Source organism: Anaerococcus vaginalis ATCC 51170 (assembly GCF_000163295.1).
GTDB classification, from domain to species: domain Bacteria; phylum Bacillota; class Clostridia; order Tissierellales; family Peptoniphilaceae; genus Anaerococcus; species Anaerococcus vaginalis.
The window spans coordinates 580,327-603,354 of record NZ_GG700527.1 but is presented as its reverse complement, the minus strand read 5'-3'; the positions used below and the strand labels follow the sequence as shown (position 1 = coordinate 603,354).

Here is a 23,028-nt window from a genome sequence, read left to right as displayed (position 1 = left end):
GTGGTCAGTATGGATAAATTTTGAAACTTTTCAAAAGCCTCGTATGTGGGAACATATTTATTCTGCACTATTTCTAAATTCTTCTAACATTTTATTGAGAACTAATGCATTTTCATATTCTTCAACAAATGCCCCCTCTTTGTACTGTGGAAAATTCGGAATATTTGGCATGTGTACATTTTTTAAATATTTTTTTCTATTATACCAATTATTCCTAACAAATTCTTTAAATTCAATACGCTCTTCTTCCGATTCAAATAATAGTACTACTTCAAAGAATTCCTGTCTAGAGAACTTATCACTGAAGGATTCTTGATAAAAGAAAAACTGATTTAATTTGTAAAAAAAAGTTCCTTTCGTAAAATATCTATATGAAAAATCCCAACTAAAGCTTTTGTTTTTGTCTAATGTAATTCCATCTATTTCAGGGCAAGGCGTGAAGTACCTACCTCCATCTAAAGCAACCCCACCTAATTCTTTCAATAATGTCTGATGATATTTAAATTTTATATCATACCAATGTGGTCTTGAATCTGTTTGAGAAAAAAGATAATATTCATACCCATCTCTTTCATCTCTATCACTCTTATATTCGATAGTGAACTCTGGAAAATACTTGTAGTACTTTTGCATTTCACCATATGGACCATCATTCCAATTTTCATAATCCTCAAGATAAATCTCAAATCTGTCTAAAACTGTTTGAGTTAATCCAAATCGTTTTTTCCACAAATATTCAACTTTATCTAAATCTGCTGATCTATCTATAGGTGTGTTAGTATCTTGAATTCTCGTGTAAATATAATTCGCCCTAATTCCCTGAAACTTATCTGTCAAATAATATGGTGTGTTATTGTCATTCAATATCACTATTACATCAATTGTTTTACCTAATATTTGATAGCTTTTTACATATACCGTTGGTCTTAAACCACCCGCAAATTTTTTGTCTTTTAGAAAATCAACTATGTTTTGGGTATTTCTTCTTCCTTCATCTTCACTTACATCCCTAATGTTATAGTTGTCATCTTCATCGACTCCAATTATTATAATTGCATCCTTACTTTCCAAATTATTAGACATACAAATAATATCATGGAGTAAATCTTGTTTGTCTTTGTTTTCAGATTTATACCATTCTTTCTTAAAATCCCAATAACTACCTTCTTGTTTTAAGTTAATTAAATCTATAATTTTTTCCATACCTGTCAAAAAATCACCTCCATTACTATTTTTGCTGATTTTATTATACCATCCTATATTATGTAAAAAACAGCTCACTTGGAGCTGCTTTTCAGTAATTATTCTTTTGGTTTATTCTGAAATCATTAAAGAATGCTTTCCCATTTCTCTATAAATCCTAAGTGCTTTAATTCTACTGATCCATATTTATTAATTATTTCTAATAAGTCACTATAAAATTTCTCATAATACTCTTGATTAGCCAGTATCTTCAAATTAATAATACTAGCGAAAATGGTGTTATTAGATATTCCTTGGTTTAAATATTCTTTATACAACTTTGGAGTCTTGGTTAATTTAGCTCCGTACAATCTGCCATAATGAGCACATATATTTCTGACATAAGACAAGTTCTCAATCCAAGATTCTAAATAAATATAATCAACCTCGAATTCTTTGGCAATTTCTTTCTTATTTTCATTCTCCATATTCTTGTACATTTTAGAAAGTGTGCCAAAACTTGCTACCTCTATTGCAGCATAGAATGGAATCTCTCTGCCTTCATAATTTTTTCGAAGTTATGTATAAATGGTGATTTCTTATTTCTTTTTATTTTTCTTTGTAATTCCTTTAGGGTACTCTTCTGAAAATTCTTTTTCTTATAGTTACTTAAATCTTTATATCCAAAATTCCCATATTTTAATGAAAAGTAATTAGTGATTGCAGCTCTTAAATAAACTTCTATATGTTCTATCAACGAAAACAGAATATGTCTAAGTTCCATATCAAATAAATATAGATCAACTATATTTTCAAAAGTAGTTGCTTCTATGTACTTCCCATTTTCTTTTAAAGTTATACTATAAGCCTTTACAATCCTATAATAGGATACTCTGTTAAGCACAATTTTTGCATAATCTTTATCTTCTATTTGTAAATCTAAAGATATTAAATTTTCTATTTGCTCGTTTACATCTATGGGAGCTTGATGAGATTTCTTCACGCTATTACTACTTATAATAAAAAAACCCGACTTGGTCCGCATTGTTAAGAGGCGTGTCGGGTACTGTTAATTATAATAATATATCATTGGCGGTTATTTGTCAATTTTAATGAAATAATATTTATGGGACAAGCTCTTGCCATAATGGTGAGCTTCATTAATATCTTTCATCTGCAATTATATGCTCTATGCCACTATGCTCCGAATTAAGATATTCTTTCATAAATGTCGGATATGCCTTGCACTTATCAAGCTCATCTATAGGCACCCAATGCATTGTCTCTTTAGCACCTGTCTCTGTAGTACTTTGACTCGTAAAATTTCTTTTTCCCATAGGCTTCATCATGTAGTAGATGGTAAGCTCATGGAAGTCTACTCCTTCTATGCAGGAGCTGCCTATGAAGAAATTCTCGTGTATGACGGCAAGGTGGTCTACCTTGTAATTAACACCTGTCTCTTCAAATACTTCTCTCTTCACGGCTTCTTCTGATGTCTCGCCCATTTGGACTGCACCTCCTACTGAGTAGTAATAGTCGTCCTCATCATTTCTTGCAAGTAGCACAGAGCCCTCTTCGACTATGATGGCTGCCGCTCTATATCTAAATGCTTTTTTATCATTAATAATAGCGCAATTATGCTCCATAGTTTTCTCCTTTATATTTTTTATCTAACGACTGTAACTTATGGTTCAAATGCAAACAGGTTTCCAAGCTGAATTGAAAATCCAAGTGATTTATACATTTTTATATCGCATTGTGCACAAGCAACAGTCATTGAACTTATAGCACTTGACCTATATGCAAATTGGACTAGCTGACGTGCTATTCCTTTATGACGAAAGTCAGGACATATGAAAAAATCTTCAAATATTCCACTTGGCATATAGTCAAAAGTTGAAAAACCAACTGTTATTGAACAGCAGCCTACCAATGCATCACCTTCCCATGCTCCGAAAAATAATATTTCCCCTTTGCTGATTGCATCTTTCAGACGTTTCTTGGATATATCATTCGGTATATCCTCTCCTATTTCTGCTTTATATTGCTTTTGAAGTTCCCACAAAATATCAATTTGTGAAGCGTATATTTCCTTGTAATCCATTCATAACCTCCAGATAAACTCCTATTATATTATAAATTCAAATTCTTACTTTTTGGACATCAATACTATCATCTCCACATGCCTCGAGTCAACACTATGAGTAAAAAGTCCATTTTTACGTTTTGGTAAACATATCATTGATTTTTTTATATTTTCCTCGTATTGGCAAACATATCATGGGACTTTTTTACGTTGATGTCGTATTCGAAAACATGTCAAAGTAATCATATTTTGCTCCATAATCTAAACCCACATCATCATAAACAAAATTATTAACTTTATTATACACAAAAAAAGACCCTACTTATATGTAGAGTCTTTAATTTATTTTACTTCTATTTTTATTCCTTACTTAAATTCAACTATTATGGTAATTCAATTTATCTCTATTCCTTCAATTAATTTTATTACTAATATAGCATTCAACGTTTCAATTTTAATTCCCATACATTTTTTTAAAAGATTTTACTATAAATACTCAATAGGTACTGAAATCAAATCATCTTTTAGCCATATTTTTTTATCATATTGACACAGAATTACTCCTGCCTTAACATTCATATTCGATAAATTTTTTAATATAGAAAAATTCTTTGCCATTTTCGCTTCAGGCTTTCCAGTCATTTTAATCTCTATAGGGTACAAGTCTTTTCCATGCTCAATAATTAAGTCTATTTCTTTCTGATCTCTATCTCTATAAAAATATAAGCTTGGTTTAGATATTCCGGCATTATAATAACTTTTAATTATTTCAGATATTACGAAAGTTTCAAATACATTGCCTGCAGCCGCACCGAATTGAAGAGTTTCTTTGGTTAACCACCTAGTTAAATAGCATAATAACCCTGTATCCATAAAATATACCTTTGGAGTTTTTATGGCCCTTTTCAAATGATTATTAGAGTATGGATAAAGTAAATAAATAATACCAGACGTTTCTAGTATTGAAGTCCATCTTTTTACTGTATCCAAACTTACCCCTATGTCTTTAGCTATGGCATTATAGTTTAATAATTCACCCGAACGAGATGCTATTGAAATCATAAAATCCATAAAAGTTTTCTCGTCACCTACTTTAGTAATCTGCCTTACATCTCTTTCGATATAGGTTTGCACATATGATTGATAGTAAATATTCCAATCTATATCCTCATTGATGTTTAATTTAGGCATATATCCTCTGTGAATATATGACCAAATATCTTCACATACACTTAAAGATTTTTCTCTCTCTGAAAAATATTCTTCATTAGGAATAAAACACTTATTAAACTCAGCCTTAAAGATTTCTCTTAAAGATAAACCTTGCAATTGGAAAATTGCTATTCTCCCCGCCAAACTTTCAGACACATGCTCCATCAAAGAAAAAGATTGCGAACCTGTTAATAAATAGTATCCCTGCTTTCCATGATCATCCACTTTAAGCTTTATTGCTTGAAACGCGTCAGGAACATATTGAATTTCGTCTAATAATAAAGCACTAGAATTGTTTTTAAAAAATAAGTTTGAATCTTCATCTAACAATTTTCTTTGCATCAAATCATCCATAGTTATATATTTATGAGTATCTTTAGATATCTCCTTTAATAGAGTTGTCTTTCCAACCTGTCTTGGCCCAGTAACTAAGATTACTGGATAGTGTTTAATAGTCTCTTTTAATTTATCTTCAATTGCTCTTTTTAAATACATGCGTTCCTCCGTCTATTTTACTGTTTAATCTTATTATAGACGAGATTAATTAGTAAATCAATAATAATTATAGTCTAATATATTATTTAATCTTATTTTAGACGTAAAATTAAATATGCGAAAGTTTGTTAAGCAATATCACTATTAGCATAGATAATATGCCTGTAATATATCTATGCCTATTATCAGATATATTATCATTTGGCTTATCCCTTGATTTAATTGTTCCAATTATTTTTTTAATTATGTCCATATTGCTCCTTAAAAATCAACATTAAAAAGGCATCTACTCAAGTAGATGCTCTAATAATTTATTTTATTATACTATTTTTTAACTCCTCAATATCCTTTTTCATTGAGAGCATTCCATTTTCTGAATCACTATAATTAGTTTCTAACAATAATTCACATCTACCGATAAAATCATCCAAGCCATTTTTCAATTTCTCATCCAGACTTTCAAAATCCTCATTACTCATGGATGAATATATCCTAAACAGTAATGAAATAATAGATAAGTAGCCTGAAAAACAGACGTAATCAAAAGTACTGGTGCTTACTATTATATTAATTGAATTTCTATAAGTATATATTTTTTTTATTTTAAGTAACATTATTGAAATTAAAGTCTCATCCTTCAATAAATTATAATCATCAATTATTAATTCTTTGAATTCAAGTTCTCTATTTCTATGTATTGTTCTAACAAAATAATTTATGATATTATTTTTAGATTTTTTAAACTTATTATAAATTTTGTTATAAAATCCGATTATAACTTGTTCTGATTTATCATCAAAAATCTCAATATTTCCTAAATCTTTAAACGCATCCAAATAATCAATTTCTTCACAATTAATTCTATATTCTTTTAAGCAAACAGTTAAACAAACCTCTAATTTAGGAACAACCCATTTATATTCATCGGCATTGTTTATTGAAAATATTTTTTCAAAAATCAATATTAACACTTCATCCGAATATTGATCTTTATTAAAAATATTAGATAAGTCAGGTGTAAATAATTTTATCATTCTATCTGATATATCCTTGAATGCCTTCTTTTTTAAACCATTAGGAAATAAAAAATAATCATTATATAACTCATTAGATAGTTTTGTTATATCCGATTTTAATAAATTACTATATTTACTTATCTCATCTAATTTTCTAATCCACAATTCTAGAGACCCGCCAACTACATACAATTCGTTTAGATATACAATATTATCCCAAAGTGATAAAATTGTATTTTCATAAATATTACGATTCTTATTATGAGCAGCAGAGTTTCTCAAATGTTTCATATCTTGTAATATGGTTCTATTATTATCTTGAATTTTAAATATGTTCCTTTCACTTCCAGTTTCCATCAATTCGAATATTTTATCTTCCCATTTATTATCATTATTCAAGTGTTCTATTTCTTTTATCCATTTTTTCTCTCTTTCGGTTTCATCAGAAATAAATGGACAATACTTTTCAGGAATTCCATTATATTTTAATACATCATTAGTTATCTTTCTAAGAAAAGCTAAATATGAAAAAAGATAGCTTGCTCTGTATGCTTTTGTATTATAACAATTTATCGACTCTATAAATAATTCATCTTCTTGAAGTTTTTTTTCCAATAACCACTTTCTAAAATCTCTTAAATCCACATGTCGCCTCCTTAGTTAGAATATACGCTCTATAATATCAAATAAACCAAATCCCTTTGTTATCATATGTAACTTATAAATTGGAATCTCATTCCAAATAGACTTATCAACTCCATAATTGTATTTATTTTATTCTATCAGATTTTTTCTTATTTCTCCATCAGCATTCCCTCTAAATAATACTCCATGAGGTAAAACTATAGTCATAATACCATATTGCTTCAAATGATATAAATCATGTAATAAGAATGCATCCCCAATATAAAACCTGTAGCATAAGAAGGCCTATTAAATATCCGGTTTTTTTAAGGGTATCATCAACTATTTCACCGTTCTCTTTACATTTATATAGATGAGTTCTATGCACTTTAAAAGCTAATCCAGTCCAATTAGCCAGTGTGCAATTAATTCGTCCTATTACTTTACCATCCATCAAAAACAAATTGAATTTATTACTATTTTTCACATTTTTTATTAATACCATATATTAAATTTTCACTTACAAACCGACTTTATCTCCATCCATACCGTTGACACAATCTAACAAAATATCCAAAGTTTTGACACGACCCTTTCATAATATTTATAGTGTTGCTACAAGTAAGTATTTGAAAGATATTTTTGAACACTTATTCTAAAAAAATAATCATATAATTATCTAGTTTAAAATTCATAAACCTATTGATTTCAAGGCTTTCAGAACCCTTAGGTATCTATTCCCTTGTCATCAATACTAGAGCCTCAGTGGTCTGGGCTAAGCCGCTCAGCTACGTCTTCGCCTTGCTTTGCGGAGCCCTCTCACATGGACGTTGCAATATTGTTTGCTGCAGGACTAGTCCCTTGCAATCAATGCAACCATCTCAACGTGCATAGTCTCTGAAAACATATCACATCCCTTGATTTTTTCTAATTTATATCCCTTTTCTTGGAATCTTTTTATATCTCTTGCGAGTGTTTGTGGGTTACAGGAGATGTAGACTATTTTTTTTATTTTTGTTTTTGCTATGGTTTTTATTATCTCTTTATCTAATCCTCGTCTTGGTGGGTCTAGAACTATGGCGTCTATTTTTTCTTTTTTTATGAATTTATCGTCTATGTAGTTTGCGTTTTTTGCTATGAATTTATAATCTTTTAGATCATTTTCTTTTGCGTTTGCTTTTGCATCTTTTATGGCATTTTTGTTTATTTCTATTCCTACAACATGATCATCGTTTATGGCGATTGAGCTTGTTGCTGATCCACAAAATAGGTCTAGGACTTTTTGATTTTCTCCCAAGAAATCTTTGGCTGTTTTGTATAATTTTTCTGTCATATAATCATTTACTTGGTAAAAATCGTTCATAGTAATTTTAAATTTTTTCCCTAAAAGATTATAAACAAGATAATTTTTGCCTGAAATATTTATTGTTTCTTTTTTATTTATTAGGTTTATGTTATAAGTTGAATTTTTGTATTGATTTTTTATATATGGGATTATTTTTTCGTCTTTTATTTTTATATTTAAAAGTATTTCTTTTTCGTTTGCTCTTATTGTGATTTCTTCTAGGCTATTTGGATATTTTTTTGTAATATCTTTTGTGATTTCTTCTATTTTTTCTAGATTTTTTCTTATTAAATCTTTTGCTAAAAGGCAATCTTTTATTTCTACAAGGTCATTGGAATACTTTTTATTATAGGCAAGTTTCCCATTCTTATTTATTTGTAACCTAATTTTATTTCTATATCCAAATTCTTTTCCTTCTAGTATTTCTAAATCATCTATTTTTATTTTTGCTGATTTTAATAGGGCATTTTTTATTAAATTTTTCTTTAATTTTATTTGACTTTTATAATTTATATCCATAATAGAACAACCACCACATTCATAATAATATGGACATGGTGGTTTTCTAAGGTAGGGAGATTTCTCTAAAGTTTTTGTTTTTTCTGCTTCAAAGAAATTCTTTTTTTCATTATTTACTTTTATATTGCAAACTTCTCCGTAAATTGCGCCTTCTATAAAGGCAGTTTTGCTTTCTGTTTTTGCAACTGCCCTACCGTCTTGTAGAATATCAATTATTTTGATATTTTTTATTTCCATTATAATACCTTTGCTTCTCCCTTGTAGATTATTCCTCCAAGTGGATCAAGTGTTATTGTATCTCCGTCTTCTAATAGGTTTGTAATATTTTTTACTCCAAGTATTGCTGGAATTCCAAAGTGGATTGCTACAACTGCTGTATGGCTTGTTAGTCCTCCATTTTCTGCAATAACTCCTGAAGATCTTTCCATAAATTCGTTTATATCTTTGTCGGTATATTTTGCAACGATTATATCGCCGTCTTCGAATTTTCCTTCAAGTTCTTCTTTTGTTGAACCAACTACAACTTTTGCTGAAACGGATTTGTTTCCAACGCCTGTTCCATTTGCAATTATATCTCCTATTACGTGAACTTTAATTAAATTTGATGTTCCTGAAACTCCTAGTGGAATTCCTGCAGTTAAAACTGTTAAATCTCCTTCTTGTACGTAATTTTCTTTTAATGCTCCAACTATTGCTCTTTCGATTAATTCATCTGTTTCGTGAGCTTTTTCTACTATTATTGGATAAACTCCCCAAGATACTGACAATCTTCTTGCAACTTTTTCATCAATTGTACATGCAATTATATTTGTTCTTGGTCTAAATTTAGAAACTGCCTTTGCTGTATTTCCTGATGCTGTACAAGTAATTATAGCTTTTGCTCTCAATTGACTTGCTATTGTACAAGTTGATTTTGAAATTGCGTTTGTTGTTGTAATTTTTCTATCTATTTCTGTTTGATAAATATTTTCTTCGAAATCGTCTGATAATTCTGTTGTAATACAAATATCTCTCATAGTTTTAACAGCTTCTACTGGATATTTTCCTGCTGCTGTTTCTCCTGAAAGCATTACACAATCTGTTCCATCTATAATTGCATTTGCAACGTCAGTTGTTTCTGCTCTTGTAGGTCTTGGATTTCTTTGCATTGAATCTAGCATTTGTGTAGCTGTAATTACTGGTTTTGCTGCCTTATTACATTTTCTAATTATTTCTTTTTGTACAAGAGGGATAAGCTCAGTTCTTATTTCAACACCCAAATCTCCTCTTGCAACCATAATTCCATCGCTCGCTTCGATTATTTCATCAGCATTATCTACACCTTCTTGAGATTCTATTTTTGATATAATCAAAATATCTTCTCCGCCATGATCTTCAAGGACTTTTCTTATATCGTAAATGTCTTCTTTTTTTCTAACAAAAGATGCTGCTATCATGTCAATGCCGTTTTCAATTCCGAATTTAATATCATCTACATCTTTTGGTGTGATTGATGGTAGGTTTGTAACTCTTCCTGGAAGATTTACTCCTTTGTTATTAGAAATTACTCCATTATTTTGTACTCTACAAACTATTTCTGTTCCATCTTTAATTTCAATTACTTCAAGTTGAATTAAACCATCATCTACTGAAATTATTGAGCCTTTTTCTACATCTTGTGGTAAGCCTTCGTATGAAACTGATACAATATCTTTGTTTCCAACAATATTTCTAGTTGTTAGTGTAAAAATATCATCTGGTTTCAAGAAATATTCTTTTTCTTCAAATTTTCCAATTCTAATTTCTGGACCCTTTGTATCAAGCATAAGTCCCAAAGGAACATTTAATTTTCTTCTTATTCTTTTTATAGTTTTAATTTTTTCAAGATGTTCTTCATGAGAGCCATGTGAGAAATTTAATCTTGCAACATTCATTCCATTTTTAATCAATTGCTCCAAAACTTCTGGAGATTGTGAAGCTGGTCCTATTGTACATACAATTTTGGTTTTCTTTAATATATCTGGTTTCATAACTTATCCTCCATCTATTCCTATTTAGATAATTTGTTAGCAAGTCTGTAAAGATCTTCATTAAAATCAGAATTCATTGATACTGCTTCATCTATGCTAACTTGATTTATTTTTCCATTTGTATAGCCTAAAGCTATATTTGTTTTTTCTTCGTTTAATAATTCTGCTGCTGTTGCACCCATAATAGAACCTAATAATCTATCAGCTGAAGATGGAGAGCCTCCTCTTTGAACGTGGCCTAAAACTGTAACTTTTGTTTCAACTCCACTTCTTTCTTCAACTTCTTTTGCTACAGTATATGGATTGCCAACTCCTTCGGCAAGAACTATAAGATGGTGTAATTTTCCTCTTTTTCTCCCGTGATTTACTTTTTCAACTATTTCATCAATTGAAAATTTGTGTTCTGGAACTATGATTGATTCTGCTCCACCAGCAAGTCCAGAAAATAAAGCTAAATCTCCACAATTACGTCCCATAACTTCTATTACAACTGCTCTTCCGTGAGATGATGAAGTATCTCTTAATTTTCCAATAGCATCAGTTACTGTTTCAATTGCAGTAAAAAATCCTATTGTAAAATCTGTATAGCCCATATCATTATCAATTGTTCCTGGAATTCCTATGGTTTTTATTCCCAAATCACTAAGAGCCTTTGCTCCTTTAAAAGAACCATCTCCACCAATTACGATTAGTCCTTCGATTCCATAATCTTTAAGGATTTGAGCTCCTCTTTTTTGACCTTCTGCATTTTTAAATTCAGTTGATCTTGCAGTTCCAAGAATTGTACCACCTTTATGGATAATATCGGCAACTGATGAAACATTCATTTCATAAATATCTCCTTTCATCAACCCGTCATATCCATTTCTTATTCCTTTTACTCTCATTCCGTTGTTTAGGGCTGTTCTTACTGCAGCTCTAATCGCTGAATTCATTCCCGGTGCATCGCCACCACTAGTAAGTATACCTATTGTTTTCATTGTTTCTCCTTTAAATTAATTTAACATTATCCTTCCCAAGTTTCAACTTCAGATAATTTATTATATCTGAATTTTGGTCAATCCACAAGCTTTTATCAAGTTTGACTGTCTTTTTTTTGTCAGAAAAATAAATTATCACTGGTGTGCTACCATGGTTACTCTTTAGATCTTTTCGTATTTTATTATACCTTACATATTCCATTTTTATATACAAATTTTTAAAAGAATTTTCATCAATTTCTTTTATATTTGATACAATCAATTTCAACTCATCATCACTAGATTGTAGATTTCCACTAACAATCACAAGTGTATCATTTTCAATTATACTTTTTACATCTTTATAAATATTTGGAAAAATTATCATATCTATTGAGCCAGACATATCTTCCAAAGAACAAAAAGCCATCAAGGTGCTTTTTTTTGTCATGGTTTCAGATTTATTTGTAATAATTCCAGCCATCCTTACACTTTTATTGTCAAATTTATCTAAATCTACCGGTCTTAGCTCACTTAAAATTTCCGTTGTAAAATTCACATAATTTTTCAAATTATTTCCTAAAGAATTTAAGGGATGATCTGAAATATAAAAACCTAAAACTTCCTTTTCTAATTTTAATTTTTGCTTATTTTTATATTCATTAACTGGTGGAAATTTTATATCATCTATTATTTCTTCTTTGTTTTGGTCAAAATCAAGCAAATTCATTTGACCTTTTAAATTCACTTTCTCATTATCATGAATTGATTGGAGAGCAGTTTCGTGGACTGCCATAAGCTCAGATCTTTTGTATCCCATACAGTCAAAAACTCCAGCTTTTATAAGGGATTCCAAGGCTTTTTTATTTAAAACTGTTGGATCATTTGCCTCAATTCTTTCTAGAAAATCTTTAAAGCTTTTAAAATTTTTCTCTTTTCTTAAATTAACAATTAAATCTATTAAATTTTCACCAACATTTTTTATAGCCGATAGACCAAATACTATCTCATTTTCACTTGCTATAAATCTTCTTTTTGATTTGTTTATATTTGGTGGAACAATTTTTATTCCAAGCCTTTTTGCCTCTGAAATATATAAATAAACTTTAGAAGAGTTGCCCATAATTGAAGTCAATAGATTAGCCATGTATTCTTCTTTAAAATAATATTTTAAAAATGCAGTTTGAATAGCTACCAAGGAATAAGCAGCTGAGTGAGATTTGTTAAAGGCGTATTTTGCAAAAGAAATCATTTCATCATAAATCTTATTGGCATTAATTTCTGAAATTCCATTATTTACACAACCTATTACTTCGTATTCTCCATTTTGATTTTTCTTGCCGTGAACAAATATTTCCCTATTTGCTTCCATTACGCTCATTTTCTTTTTGCTCATTGCGCGTCTTAGATTGTCAGCCTCTCCAAGCGAAAATCCCGCAAGTTTTTGTACAATTTGCATAACTTGCTCTTGGTATACAATTATGCCATAAGTTACTTCAAGAATTGGTTTTAGGGCATCATCTATGTAGGATATATTTTGTGGATTTATTTTGTTTTTTATATAATTTGGAATTTGATCCATTGGTCCTGGTCTAAAAAGTGAATTTGCCGCAACCAAATCATCAAATCTTGTTGGTTTTAAATTTTTAAGAAAATTTCTCATACCAGCTGATTCAAATTGAAAAATTCCAACTGTTTCAGCCTTGGTAAATTGACTTATAACTTTTGGATCATTTTCATCAATTGCCCCAAGATCAATTTCTATATTTTTATTTTTCTTTATATCTTTTATTGTATCTTGAATTACCGTAAGATTTCTAAGTCCCAAAAAATCCATCTTCAACAAACCCAATTCTTCAATTTCTGTCATATTAAATTGGGTAACTATCTGATCGTTTGATAAAGCTAGAGGAACAATATCTGTTAAAATTTCCTTGCTTATAACAACTCCTGCTGCATGGATTGATGTATGCCTTGGTAAGGCTTCGATATTTCTTGCAGTATCTATCATTCTTTTTGTTTCAACATCATTTTGATATTCGTAAGCTAATTTTTCAGTAGAATCAAGAGCCTTATCAATTGTCATTCCTATTGCTTGAGGAATTAATTTTGCTATTTTATCGACCTTATTGTAGGAAATATTCATAACCCTTCCCACATCTCTTATTGCATTTCTTGCTTGCATCCTACCAAAAGTTACTATTTGCGAAACATGATCTCGTCCGTAAAGTTCATATACATATTCAACTACCTTATCCCTATTTTCATAGCAAAAATCTATATCAATATCAGGCATTGAAACTCTTTCTGGATTTAAAAATCTTTCAAAAAGCAAATCATATTTTAAAGGATCAATTTGTGTAATATCGAGAGCATAAGATACAATTGAACCTGCTGCTGATCCCCTACCAGGTCCTACTGCAATCTTATTATCTTTGGCATATTTTACAAAATCCCAAACTATCAAAAAATAATCTACATAACCCATATTATTTATTACGTCGATTTCTTTTTTTGCTCTTTTTATAATTTTTTCATCTAAATTTTTGTATTTTTTTATAAGACCTTCTTTGACTAGAATTTTTAGATATTCAAGATTTGTTGTATCTTTTGGAAGTTTTGTAAAATATGGTAGGTGGGGATTATGAAATTCTAGGCTAACATTGCACATAGCAGAAATTTTTTGTGTATTTTCAAAAGCTCTTGGAAATTCTTTAAAAATTTCTTCCATCATTTGAGAATCTTTTAGATAAAATTCATCAACAGGCATTTTCATCCTATTCTCATCTTCTAATAAAGAACCTGTTTGGATACATGATAAAACATCTTGATAAAAGGCATCATTTTTTTCAACATAATGAACATCATTCGTGCATACCAGTTCTATATCCAAATCCTTGTGAATTCGAAGTAATACTTCATTAACTTTTTTTTGTTCTTTTAAACCATGATATTGTACTTCCAAATAAAAATTTTCTTTGCCAAATAAATCAAGATATTTTTTGGCTGTAGAATATGCTTTTTTTATATCATTTTCTAAAATTCTTTGATTAATTTCTCCATTTAAGCAAGCTGAAAGGCCTATCAAGTCTTCTTTGTATTCTTTTAAAACTTCAAAATCTATTCTTGGCTTGTAATAATATCCTTGTGTGTAGGCTTTTGATACGATTTTTAAAAGATTTTTATAGCCATTATTATTTTTTGCCAAAAGGATAAGATGGTAATATCTTTTATTTTGGGGAGTTTTTATTTTATAATCATTTTCACAAATGTAAACTTCACAACCAATTATTGGTTTAATATTATTTGCTTGGCATTTTTTATAAAATTCAATTACCCCATACATATTTCCATGGTCTGTTATTGCGCAAGAATCCATTCCAAATTCTTTTAGCTTTTCCATTAATTTATCAATTTTTGTAAAACCATCTAAAAGTGAATATTCTGTATGAAGGTGGAGGTGGGTGAAATTATTTGTCATTATTCCTCACTTTCTGCAAGTTTTATAAGTTTTTGGAGTCTGTAATTAACCTTAGCTTTTGAAAGGACTGGAGTCATCATTTTGCCCAATTCTTCAAGAGAAATATAAGGATAGGCAAGCCTTAATTCGGCAATTTTTTGCAAATCTTCTGCTTGATTTTCTAAAATATTTTTTTCTTTTAATTTATTTATTGCATCAACTTGCCTAAAGGCTGCTTTTACAGTCCTATCAATATTTGCCTTGTCGAAATTTGTTTGCCTATTTATGTCATTTCTAATTGACTTCATTGCCCTTACATTTTCTAAATCAAAAAGTGATTTATTTGCTCCAATTAAAGCCAAAAAATCTGAAATTTTATCAGAATCTTTTATGTAAACACAATAAGAATCATTTCTCAAATTTAATTTTGGATTTATAGAAAATTCTTCCATAATTTTTCCTATCAAAAGTGCTTCTTCTTTTTGTTGAACATTAATTTCAAGATTATAGCCCCTATAAGGATCATTAATTGAACCTTTTAGCAAAAATGCTAATTTTAAAATAATCTTTTTTTCATTTCTACTTTTGATATTTTCAAAAAATTTTTCAAATTCATATAAGCTATAAGAATCTGCAAGTGCTAAAATTTTATCTGCCACTTCACTATCTTCTACCAAAACAACATAAGACCTATCTTTTGAAAATTTTCTTTTATTTTGGATTTCCATAGCTGGAGAATAGTTATATTTTTCTTTTATAATCTTGTAAATATACCTTGCTTCTATGTTCTCGCTTGCCTTAAATAAAATTTGGTAAGAATTATTCACTATCCTAATAGAGCCTTGAAAATAAAAGTAGGCTAATAATTCCATATCAATCTCTTTATAATCAGGCTCTTTTTTTAATATTTCTTTTTTACATCTTTTTGAAAAAGACATATAATCACTCTCTATTCAATCATTTTTTCTTTAATTTTTTCTATAATTTTCTTTTCAACACCTGCATATTCTAAGTAAGCATCATAAGTTTCATATTTTCTTTGTATATATTCCATGGCTTCTTTTATGTTGTATGGAGAAGTTATCCTAAAAACTGCTTCGTTTTCATTTTGCCCATACATGTCTACATAACCCAAATTAGCAGAAGAAATTTCATAGTCAGCCATAATATCTGTCCTAAAGACTCCTACAAGTCCAAATAAAATCATAGAAATAATTCCAGTTCTATCTTTACCTTCTTGGCAATGAAAAAGTACACTTCCATCAGCATCTGCCATTATTTCAAAAATCTTTTTTATAGCAGGAAAATTATCAATTAATGTAATATAAGATTTTCCTATTGTATCTTTTTTTTCAATTAATCTTTGGATCTCTTCCTGGCGCATTGGCCTTGGAGAAAGCGATACATTGTAATGAGAAAATTTTTCTTTTAAAATTTTGATTTTTTCATAATGATATTTGATTTCGTCATCACGTCTTAAATCAATTATTGTTGATACATTTAAATCTTTCAATAAATCTAAATCTTTTTTTGTGCAAGAATCAAGATTTGCACTTCTAATAAAAGATTTCCAAGAAGTAATTTCCCCATCAATGGTTGGGTAACCTCCCAAGTTTCTAGCATTTTTTATATTTTCAAATGGTAAAATTTTTAAATATTTTATTTTTTCCATTTTTCCCTATCCCTGTGTTTTCTCACAACTATATAATCGCTATCCTTGAGTTTTTCATAAATTTTTTCACACATATAAACTGACCTGTGTTGACCACCTGTGCAACCAAATCCAATAGAAATTGAGTTTTTGCCCTCCTTAATAAAATAGGGAATAAGCTTTAACAAATTATCATACACCAAATTTTTAAAGTCATTTGCAACTTCAAAGCCATCAAGATATTCTTGCAGTTTTTCGTCAGTTCCATTTAGGTGCTTTAAATCTTTTATATAAAAAGGATTTGGCAAAAATCTCAAATCGAATACTACATCAACATCAAGGCTTAGACCATTTTTATATCCAAAAGAAAATAAATTTATAATGAAATTTTCTTTATTTTCAGAAAAATTAAGGAGAACTTTTTTTAAATCCTTGTTATTATAAGAGCTTGTATCAATTATAATATCTGCCATTTCCTTAATTTTTTTCAATTCTCTTTTTTCCTTTATAAGTCCATCTTTTACATCTCCAAAAGAACCCAAAGGATGAGGACGTCTTAATTCATTATATCTTTTTAAAATTGTTTCATCTTGACTTGTAAGATAAATTATTTTAGTATCTTCGTTTATTTTTTTGAGATTTTCCAGATTTTCTACCAAATTTTTATCAACTTTTATAGACCTAAAATCAACAACACAAGCAAGCTTGTCTATTGGTTTTTCCTGCTGTTTATTTAATTTTATAAAACTTTCCAAAAGTCTTGCAGGAACATTGTCCATAGCATAATAATCAAGATCTTCAAAAATTCTAAGAGCTGTCGATTTTCCAGAGCCACTAAGTCCTGTTATTATTTTTACCTTCACTATTTTTCTCCTATGACTTTAACTTCCCTTTCAAGTTTAAAACCAGTTTTTTCAAAAACAATACTTGCAACTTCCTCAATAAAATTAATCATTTCCTCATAACTTGCATTGCCATTATTAATTAAAAATCCACAATGTTTTTCGCTAACTTGACAATCGCCTTTTCTATAGCCCCTTAAACCACATTCATCAATTAATTTAGAAGCGAAAGAGCCAACTGGTCTTTTGAAAGTAGAGCCTGCAGATTTTTTATCAAGAGGTTGTTTTGTAACCCTTCTATTTGTAAAATCCTCATATTTTTCATAGATTTTTTCTTTATCATCTTTTTTTAATTCAAAAACCGCCTCAGAAACAACCAAATCATCATCAAAAACCTTAGAATGTCTATAAGAAAAATCCATATCCTCATTAGAAACTTCTAAAATTTCTCCAGTTTTAGAAACTAATCGTACACTTTTAATTATATCTTTCATCTCAACGCCATAAGCCCCTGCATTCATAGCAACAGCTCCACCAAGGCTTCCAGGGATTCCAGAAACTTCTTCCATGCCAGTTAAAGAATTTTCAAAAGAAAATTTGCTAGCTTTTGATAAAAGAGATCCCGCACTTACTCTTAACAAATTTCCATCAAGAGAAATTCTGTCATAATTTTTAGAAATAATTATAACACAACCCCTAATTCCTTTATCAGTAACCAAAATATTTGTCCCGTTACCAATTATAGTTGTTTCTATATTATTTTTTTGATTAAATTTAATCAAATCTACAAGTTGGTATTCTTCTTTTACTTCCACCAAGACATCTGCTTTGCCACCAATGCCAAAATTTGTATAATTTTTTAATTGTTCATCAAATTTAATAATTCCAAAATCTTTATTTTCATACAATGACTTATAATCCATAAAGCCTCCTTGTCTAACTACTTACTAAAATCTATTTTTATTATACTCTTATTTGATTTTTTGTCTGTTTTTCTATATAATAGCAAGTAGCGATTATATTTGAAAATTTGATATAAATTTGATATAATAACTAAGATATTTCTAAGACATTGGAGGTGTAAAGTATGGCAAGAGAATGTGATATCTGTGGAAAAGGTACAAAATTTGGTAACAAAGTTACTTTCTCACATAGAAGACTAAATAGAAACTTTAAACCAAACGTTCATAAATTAAGAGCTAAAGTTAATGGAAGCGTAAAAACAATCAACGTTTGTACTAAATGTATAAAAAGCGGAAAAGTAGAAAAAGCTTAAGAAGAATTTTATAGTGCTATAAGCACTATTTTTTCATTAAAAAAATCTCTTTCGAAATTATAAAATAATAATTTCGAAAGGGATTTTTTATTTTTTTATTCATTTATTATTTTTTTATATTTTTCAACTTGTCTAGAAATTGAATTTTCATTATTAGAAAAAATATCAGAACCACTTACAACCAAATCAACTCCTGCATCAATTACTTTTTTCAAATTAAAATCTTTAATTCCCCCATCGACTTCAATAAGGCAAGATAAATTTTTTTCATCGATAAGTGCTCTGATTTTTTTGATTTTTTCTAAAGAATCTTCCATAAAAGATTGACCGCCAAAACCTGGTTCAACGCTCATAATAAGACACAAATCAATTTTTTCTAAATATGGAATGATTTTATTTATATCAGTTTTTGGTTTAAAACTAAGACCAACTTTCATACCAAAAGATTTGATTTTTTCAATAGTTTCATCCAAATTAGAGCAAGCTTCATAATGAATTGTAACTATATCAGATCCACATTTTTTAAAATTTTCAATATATCTTATAGGCTCTTCAATCATCAAGTGAGTATCAAAAACAAAATCATTATCTTTTCTAATCGCTTTTATTATAGGAAAGCCAAAAGAAATATTTGGGACAAATTTCCCATCCATTACATCAATATGAAGATATTTAATATTAGATTTTTTCAATTCGTCTAAATCTTTTTGCAAATTAGAAAAATTTGCTGATAAAAGTGATGGGGCTATTTCTACCATGTTTGTCTCCTTTTTTTTATTTCTTCAAACAACAACAAATAATTTTCATACCTAGTTTTTTCAACAAATCCTTTTAAAAGATCATCTTTTACTTTACACTTTGGTTCATTTATATGATTACAATTATTAAACTTACACGAATTATTATCAAATTCTTTAAAACAATATTTTAAATCTTTTTCATCATCAATAAAATCAATATCAAAACTATCAAAGCCAGGTGTATCAAAAATATTTGTATTTTTTCCTAAATTAAAAATTTCAATATGTCTAGTTGTATTTTTTCCTCTCTTAGATTTTTCTGAAATCGTGCCGATTTCTATTTCATCTTCTACAAGATTATTTAAAAAAGTAGATTTTCCAACACCAGATGAGCCAGAAACAGCAGAAGTTTTTCCATCCAAAATTTTTAAAATTTCATTTTTAGGAAAATCATTATAATTGTCAATAAAAACCAATTTATAACCTATTTTCTCATACATTTTTATAAATTCTAAATCTTTTTCATCTGCCAAATCTTTTTTGGAAACTATTATTACTACATCAATATTTATATGTTCACACATAGCTAGGTACTTATCAATATTAAAAAGATTAAGGCTAGGATTTTTTATAGTAATAAAATATAAAATTTGGTCAATATTTGCTATATTTGGTCTTTTAATTTCATTTTTTCTATCTAAGATTTTTGTAATATAGCCTTTAGAATTTTCTGTAATGTCAAATTCTACATTATCTCCAACCAGAGGTTTTATATTTTTTTTTCTAAAAACTCCCCTAGCCTTGCACATAAAAGTATCAAGTTCAGTTAACACATAATATATTTCTTTTTGTGATTTTATTATTTTACCAATCATCTGTTTACTTCATAAACTCCTTGAGACTTATCATCTACTAAAATCTCAACTTTAGTGCCTACAACAGATTTAAAATCCAAACTAATATTTCCACTAGAATCAAGCTCTGATGAACTATGATTTTCGTTATATAAAAGATCTGTTCTTTGGTTACTATCAGAAATTTTATAAACTTTCACATTAAAACTATCTTTATCTTGAGGTCCTTTTATTGTAAATTTTACATTTACTTGCTTTTGCTTATTTTGATTTTCTTCATTGCTGTCATCTTTATTTGGATCTTTTCCATTTGAGACAACAAAATCAATTTTAGAGCCTTCAGCAACTTGAGTGCCAGCAGAAATAGATTGTTCAATTACAATTCCTTTTTTATAATCGTCTGAATATTCATAAGAAATATTTTCAACTGTAAGATTTGCATCTTTTGCAACATTGATTGCGTCTTTTTCGTATGAGCCTATAAAATAAGGAACTTTTACATTTTTAACTTCAGGTTCTTCTTTTCCCAAACTTATTGTAACATCAACTTCACTACCTACTTGAACTTTTTCATTTTTTTCAGGATCTTGCTCAATAATTTTATCTTTTTCAACCTTATCGCTATATTCTGTATTTGTTTTTCCCAATTCTAGATCATGTTCTTTTAATTTTTCTTCAGCTTGATCTAAGGTTAAGCCAGAAAGATTTGGAACTTTAACTTCTTTTCCTTGGCTTATAACAAGATTTATAGTTGTGTTTTTCTTAACTTTTGTTTTTGGACTAGGATCTTGTTCCATTACCTTGCCTTTTTCGTAATTAGAACTATTTGCATAGCGAGATACATTTGCCTTTAGATTCTTTTCTTCCAAAATTTCTACAGCTTCTTCTTCACTTAAATTTATAACTGTAGGCACTTGTACCATGTCTGAATCTTTTGATTTTGCATAAAAATATCCAGCCACAATAACTGCCAATAGCATCAAAACAAATGGCAAAATCTTTCTTTTATTTGATTTTTTTTCAGATTTTTTATCCGAATCATCAGTAGGTGTTACATATACTGCTTCATTTTCTTCTTTTTTAGGTTTTTGTTTTTTCTTTTTATTTTCAACTACAGGAATAAAAGATGTTTCTTGTATTTCATCTTTTGGTTTTTGAATTTTTGCTGTATCTTCTTTTTTGAAATATCCTATATCATAAGAATTATCTTCTAATGCCCTAATTAATTCTTTAGCACTTTTAAATCTTTCTTGTGGATCTTTTTGAAGAAGTTTCATTATTATGTCATTTAATCTTGGAGATAAATTTTCATTTAATTTGATTGGGCTTTCTGGTTCATCTTGGATATGCATAACTGCAATTCCAACCGAATTATCCGCATCAAATGGAACTTTACCAGTTGCCATTTCATACATAACAACACCAAGAGAATATAAATCTGATTTTTCATCAACAAATTTGCCCTTTGCTTGTTCTGGAGAAATATAATGAACTGTACCCAAAATTGATGATGTGTAAGTTATAGTTGCATTTGTAGAAACTCTTGCTATCCCAAAATCAGTAACTTTTAATAAGCCATATTTATCCATCAAAATATTTTGTGGTTTTATATCTCTGTGAATAATATTTGATGAATGAGCTTGATTAAGTGCTTGGGCAATTTGAATTGAATAATCTACTATATCATGATTAGATAGATTTTTTTCCCTATCAATTTTTTCTTTTAGCGTTTCTCCTTCAACATATTCCATTACTATATAATGAATTTTTTTGCCTTCAATTAAATCTTCGCCTATATCATAAACACTTACAATATTTACATGTGTAAGTCTTGCTGCTGATAAAGCTTCATTAGAAAATTTCTTTACAAATTCTTCATCTTCAGCATATTGATCTTTTAAAATTTTTATTGCTACATCTCTTTGTAGAAGTCTATCAGTTGCCTTATAAACTTTTGCCATTCCTCCTACACCAATAAGATCTTGCAATTTATACCTATTACCTAAAATAATATTGTCCATACTTACCTCAAATCAAAATTGTAGTTACAGTGATATTATCATGTCCACCATTTTTTATCGCCAAATCAACTAGGCTTGATGAAATTTTATCAGCTGTAGAATTATTGGCAATAATAGCTTCTATTTCTACATCACTCACTTCATTTGTCAAACCGTCAGTAACCATAAGCATTATATCACTATCTTTCATATCCAAAGACCTAGAATCTGGTCTAATTTTACTTCCTACTCCAACTGCTCTTGTTATAGTAGACTTATTTGCAAAATTTTCTGCTTCATCTTCTGTAAGAGAGCCTGAATCTATAAGATCATTTACCAAAGAATGATCTCTAGTTATAAGTTGTAATTTTTTATCTGAATATATGTAGCATCGAGAATCTCCAATGTGTGTTATATGATAAGATTTTTTTTCATAATCTATGCAAACACAAACTGCAGTTGTTCCCATATTTGCATATTCTTCGTATGATTTTGATAAAGAAAAAATTTTATCATTTGCACTTTGTAAAGCTTCTTCTTGCAAGTCAATAATAGAAGAAAAATCTTTAATATTAGAATTTTTTATATATTCTAAATAATATTTTGCTGCAAGTTTTGAAGCAATTTCTCCTCCATTATATCCACCCATACCATCGGCTACAATAAAAAAACTATAATTTTCCAAATCAAGATTTCCATAATAATCCTGATTTTCGCTTCTTACTTTGCCGATATTTGAAATAGTACTAAATTTCATT

At 28.9% G+C, this 23,028-nt stretch carries 19 protein-coding genes and 1 pseudogene; 1 reads left to right on the top strand and 19 read right to left on the bottom strand.

Features of this window, described 5'->3' with window-relative positions:
* Nucleotides 1–57: 57 nt before the first annotated feature.
* The 15 genes and pseudogenes from HMPREF0078_RS02865 to murB all read right to left on the bottom strand — a co-directional run bounded on the left by HMPREF0078_RS02865 (nucleotide 58) and on the right by murB (nucleotide 18,323).
* Nucleotides 58–1,203, bottom strand: coding sequence for an AlbA family DNA-binding domain-containing protein (locus tag HMPREF0078_RS02865; RefSeq protein WP_039920721.1), 1,146 nt, complete (start codon nucleotides 1,201–1,203; stop codon nucleotides 58–60).
* Between the two features lie 125 nt (nucleotides 1,204–1,328).
* A pseudogene (locus HMPREF0078_RS09095) lies at nucleotides 1,329–2,227 on the bottom strand (Abi family protein).
* 115 nt (nucleotides 2,228–2,342) lie between these two features.
* Nucleotides 2,343–2,828, bottom strand: coding sequence for an NUDIX hydrolase (locus HMPREF0078_RS02855; RefSeq protein ID WP_004838579.1), 486 nt, complete (start codon nucleotides 2,826–2,828; stop codon nucleotides 2,343–2,345).
* Nucleotides 2,829–2,866: 38 nt separating this feature from the next.
* Entirely contained in the window at nucleotides 2,867–3,286 is a 420-nt protein-coding gene (locus tag HMPREF0078_RS02850) for a GNAT family N-acetyltransferase (protein WP_004838578.1), read from the bottom strand.
* 468 nt (nucleotides 3,287–3,754) lie between these two features.
* Nucleotides 3,755–4,975, bottom strand: a complete 1,221-nt coding sequence (locus HMPREF0078_RS02845) for an ATP-binding protein (RefSeq protein ID WP_004838577.1) — start codon at nucleotides 4,973–4,975, stop codon at nucleotides 3,755–3,757.
* Between the two features lie 311 nt (nucleotides 4,976–5,286).
* Nucleotides 5,287–6,636 (bottom strand): hypothetical protein, encoded by a 1,350-nt coding sequence (locus HMPREF0078_RS02840; protein ID WP_004838576.1) that lies wholly within the window; start codon nucleotides 6,634–6,636, stop codon nucleotides 5,287–5,289.
* A 129-nt stretch (nucleotides 6,637–6,765) separates the two neighbouring features.
* On the bottom strand, nucleotides 6,766–6,897 hold the full coding sequence (locus tag HMPREF0078_RS09315) for an N-6 DNA methylase (RefSeq protein ID WP_198482181.1): 132 nt from the start codon (nucleotides 6,895–6,897) through the stop codon (nucleotides 6,766–6,768).
* A gap of 571 nt (nucleotides 6,898–7,468) precedes the next feature.
* On the bottom strand, nucleotides 7,469–8,716 hold the full coding sequence (gene rlmD / locus HMPREF0078_RS02830; RefSeq protein ID WP_004838574.1) for a 23S rRNA (uracil(1939)-C(5))-methyltransferase RlmD: 1,248 nt from the start codon (nucleotides 8,714–8,716) through the stop codon (nucleotides 7,469–7,471).
* The gene (pyk, locus tag HMPREF0078_RS02825) at nucleotides 8,716–10,488 is read right to left on the bottom strand and encodes a pyruvate kinase (RefSeq protein ID WP_004838573.1); all 1,773 of its coding nucleotides are present in this window, start codon (nucleotides 10,486–10,488) and stop codon (nucleotides 8,716–8,718) included. The genes rlmD and pyk overlap by 1 nt, the downstream gene beginning before the upstream one ends.
* A 20-nt stretch (nucleotides 10,489–10,508) precedes the next feature.
* Nucleotides 10,509–11,468, bottom strand: a complete 960-nt coding sequence (gene pfkA / locus HMPREF0078_RS02820) for a 6-phosphofructokinase (RefSeq protein WP_004838572.1) — start codon at nucleotides 11,466–11,468, stop codon at nucleotides 10,509–10,511.
* Nucleotides 11,469–11,478: 10 nt separating this feature from the next.
* Entirely contained in the window at nucleotides 11,479–14,928 is a 3,450-nt protein-coding gene (locus tag HMPREF0078_RS02815; protein ID WP_004838571.1) for a DNA polymerase III subunit alpha, read from the bottom strand.
* A complete protein-coding gene (gene whiA, locus HMPREF0078_RS02810; RefSeq protein ID WP_004838570.1) occupies nucleotides 14,928–15,845 on the bottom strand; it encodes a DNA-binding protein WhiA in 918 nt (305 codons plus the stop codon). Before whiA ends, HMPREF0078_RS02815 begins: the two co-directional genes overlap by 1 nt.
* Before the next feature lie 11 nt (nucleotides 15,846–15,856).
* A complete protein-coding gene (locus tag HMPREF0078_RS02805; RefSeq protein ID WP_004838569.1) occupies nucleotides 15,857–16,579 on the bottom strand; it encodes a tyrosine-protein phosphatase in 723 nt (240 codons plus the stop codon).
* Complete coding sequence (rapZ, locus tag HMPREF0078_RS02800; protein WP_004838568.1) at nucleotides 16,567–17,421, bottom strand: RNase adapter RapZ; 855 nt, start codon at nucleotides 17,419–17,421, stop codon at nucleotides 16,567–16,569. Before rapZ ends, HMPREF0078_RS02805 begins: the two co-directional genes overlap by 13 nt.
* Nucleotides 17,421–18,323: a UDP-N-acetylmuramate dehydrogenase gene (gene murB / locus HMPREF0078_RS02795; RefSeq protein WP_004838567.1), complete on the bottom strand. Its 903-nt coding sequence runs from the start codon at nucleotides 18,321–18,323 to the stop codon at nucleotides 17,421–17,423. Before murB ends, rapZ begins: the two co-directional genes overlap by 1 nt.
* A 164-nt stretch (nucleotides 18,324–18,487) precedes the next feature.
* Here murB and rpmB point away from each other — a divergent pair, with 164 nt between their 5' ends.
* Nucleotides 18,488–18,676, top strand: coding sequence for a 50S ribosomal protein L28 (gene rpmB / locus HMPREF0078_RS02790; protein ID WP_004838566.1), 189 nt, complete (start codon nucleotides 18,488–18,490; stop codon nucleotides 18,674–18,676).
* A 95-nt stretch (nucleotides 18,677–18,771) separates the two neighbouring features.
* Here the strand turns inward: rpmB and rpe are convergent, their stop codons facing one another.
* Genes rpe through HMPREF0078_RS02770 form a run of 4 tightly spaced genes read right to left on the bottom strand, consistent with a single transcriptional unit; the run spans nucleotide 18,772 to nucleotide 23,027 of the window.
* Nucleotides 18,772–19,434: a ribulose-phosphate 3-epimerase gene (gene rpe / locus HMPREF0078_RS02785; RefSeq protein WP_004838565.1), complete on the bottom strand. Its 663-nt coding sequence runs from the start codon at nucleotides 19,432–19,434 to the stop codon at nucleotides 18,772–18,774.
* Nucleotides 19,428–20,291 (bottom strand): ribosome small subunit-dependent GTPase A, encoded by an 864-nt coding sequence (gene rsgA, locus HMPREF0078_RS02780; RefSeq protein ID WP_004838564.1) that lies wholly within the window; start codon nucleotides 20,289–20,291, stop codon nucleotides 19,428–19,430. The genes rpe and rsgA overlap by 7 nt, the downstream gene beginning before the upstream one ends.
* A complete protein-coding gene (gene pknB / locus HMPREF0078_RS02775) occupies nucleotides 20,288–22,291 on the bottom strand; it encodes a Stk1 family PASTA domain-containing Ser/Thr kinase (protein ID WP_004838563.1) in 2,004 nt (667 codons plus the stop codon). Before pknB ends, rsgA begins: the two co-directional genes overlap by 4 nt.
* A 7-nt stretch (nucleotides 22,292–22,298) precedes the next feature.
* On the bottom strand, nucleotides 22,299–23,027 hold the full coding sequence (locus tag HMPREF0078_RS02770; RefSeq protein WP_004838562.1) for a Stp1/IreP family PP2C-type Ser/Thr phosphatase: 729 nt from the start codon (nucleotides 23,025–23,027) through the stop codon (nucleotides 22,299–22,301).
* Between the last annotated feature and the right edge of the window lies 1 nt (nucleotide 23,028).

Bases quoted from the DNA above. Each gene is read 5' to 3' on its own strand.
- HMPREF0078_RS02865 (WP_039920721.1), bottom strand. From the start codon at position 1,203: ATGGAAAAAATTATAGATTTAATTAACTTAAAACAAGAAGGTAGTTAT.
- HMPREF0078_RS02855 (WP_004838579.1), bottom strand. From the start codon at position 2,828: ATGGAGCATAATTGCGCTATTATTAATGATAAAAAAGCATTTAGATAT.
- HMPREF0078_RS02850 (WP_004838578.1), bottom strand. From the start codon at position 3,286: ATGGATTACAAGGAAATATACGCTTCACAAATTGATATTTTGTGGGAA.
- HMPREF0078_RS02845 (WP_004838577.1), bottom strand. From the start codon at position 4,975: ATGTATTTAAAAAGAGCAATTGAAGATAAATTAAAAGAGACTATTAAA.
- rlmD (WP_004838574.1), bottom strand. From the start codon at position 8,716: ATGGAAATAAAAAATATCAAAATAATTGATATTCTACAAGACGGTAGG.
- pyk (WP_004838573.1), bottom strand. From the start codon at position 10,488: ATGAAACCAGATATATTAAAGAAAACCAAAATTGTATGTACAATAGGA.
- pfkA (WP_004838572.1), bottom strand. From the start codon at position 11,468: ATGAAAACAATAGGTATACTTACTAGTGGTGGCGATGCACCGGGAATG.
- HMPREF0078_RS02815 (WP_004838571.1), bottom strand. From the start codon at position 14,928: ATGACAAATAATTTCACCCACCTCCACCTTCATACAGAATATTCACTT.
- whiA (WP_004838570.1), bottom strand. From the start codon at position 15,845: ATGTCTTTTTCAAAAAGATGTAAAAAAGAAATATTAAAAAAAGAGCCT.
- HMPREF0078_RS02805 (WP_004838569.1), bottom strand. From the start codon at position 16,579: ATGGAAAAAATAAAATATTTAAAAATTTTACCATTTGAAAATATAAAA.
- murB (WP_004838567.1), bottom strand. From the start codon at position 18,323: ATGGATTATAAGTCATTGTATGAAAATAAAGATTTTGGAATTATTAAA.
- rpmB (WP_004838566.1), top strand. From the start codon at position 18,488: ATGGCAAGAGAATGTGATATCTGTGGAAAAGGTACAAAATTTGGTAAC.
- rpe (WP_004838565.1), bottom strand. From the start codon at position 19,434: ATGGTAGAAATAGCCCCATCACTTTTATCAGCAAATTTTTCTAATTTG.
- rsgA (WP_004838564.1), bottom strand. From the start codon at position 20,291: ATGATTGGTAAAATAATAAAATCACAAAAAGAAATATATTATGTGTTA.
- pknB (WP_004838563.1), bottom strand. From the start codon at position 22,291: ATGGACAATATTATTTTAGGTAATAGGTATAAATTGCAAGATCTTATT.
- HMPREF0078_RS02770 (WP_004838562.1), bottom strand. From the start codon at position 23,027: ATGAAATTTAGTACTATTTCAAATATCGGCAAAGTAAGAAGCGAAAAT.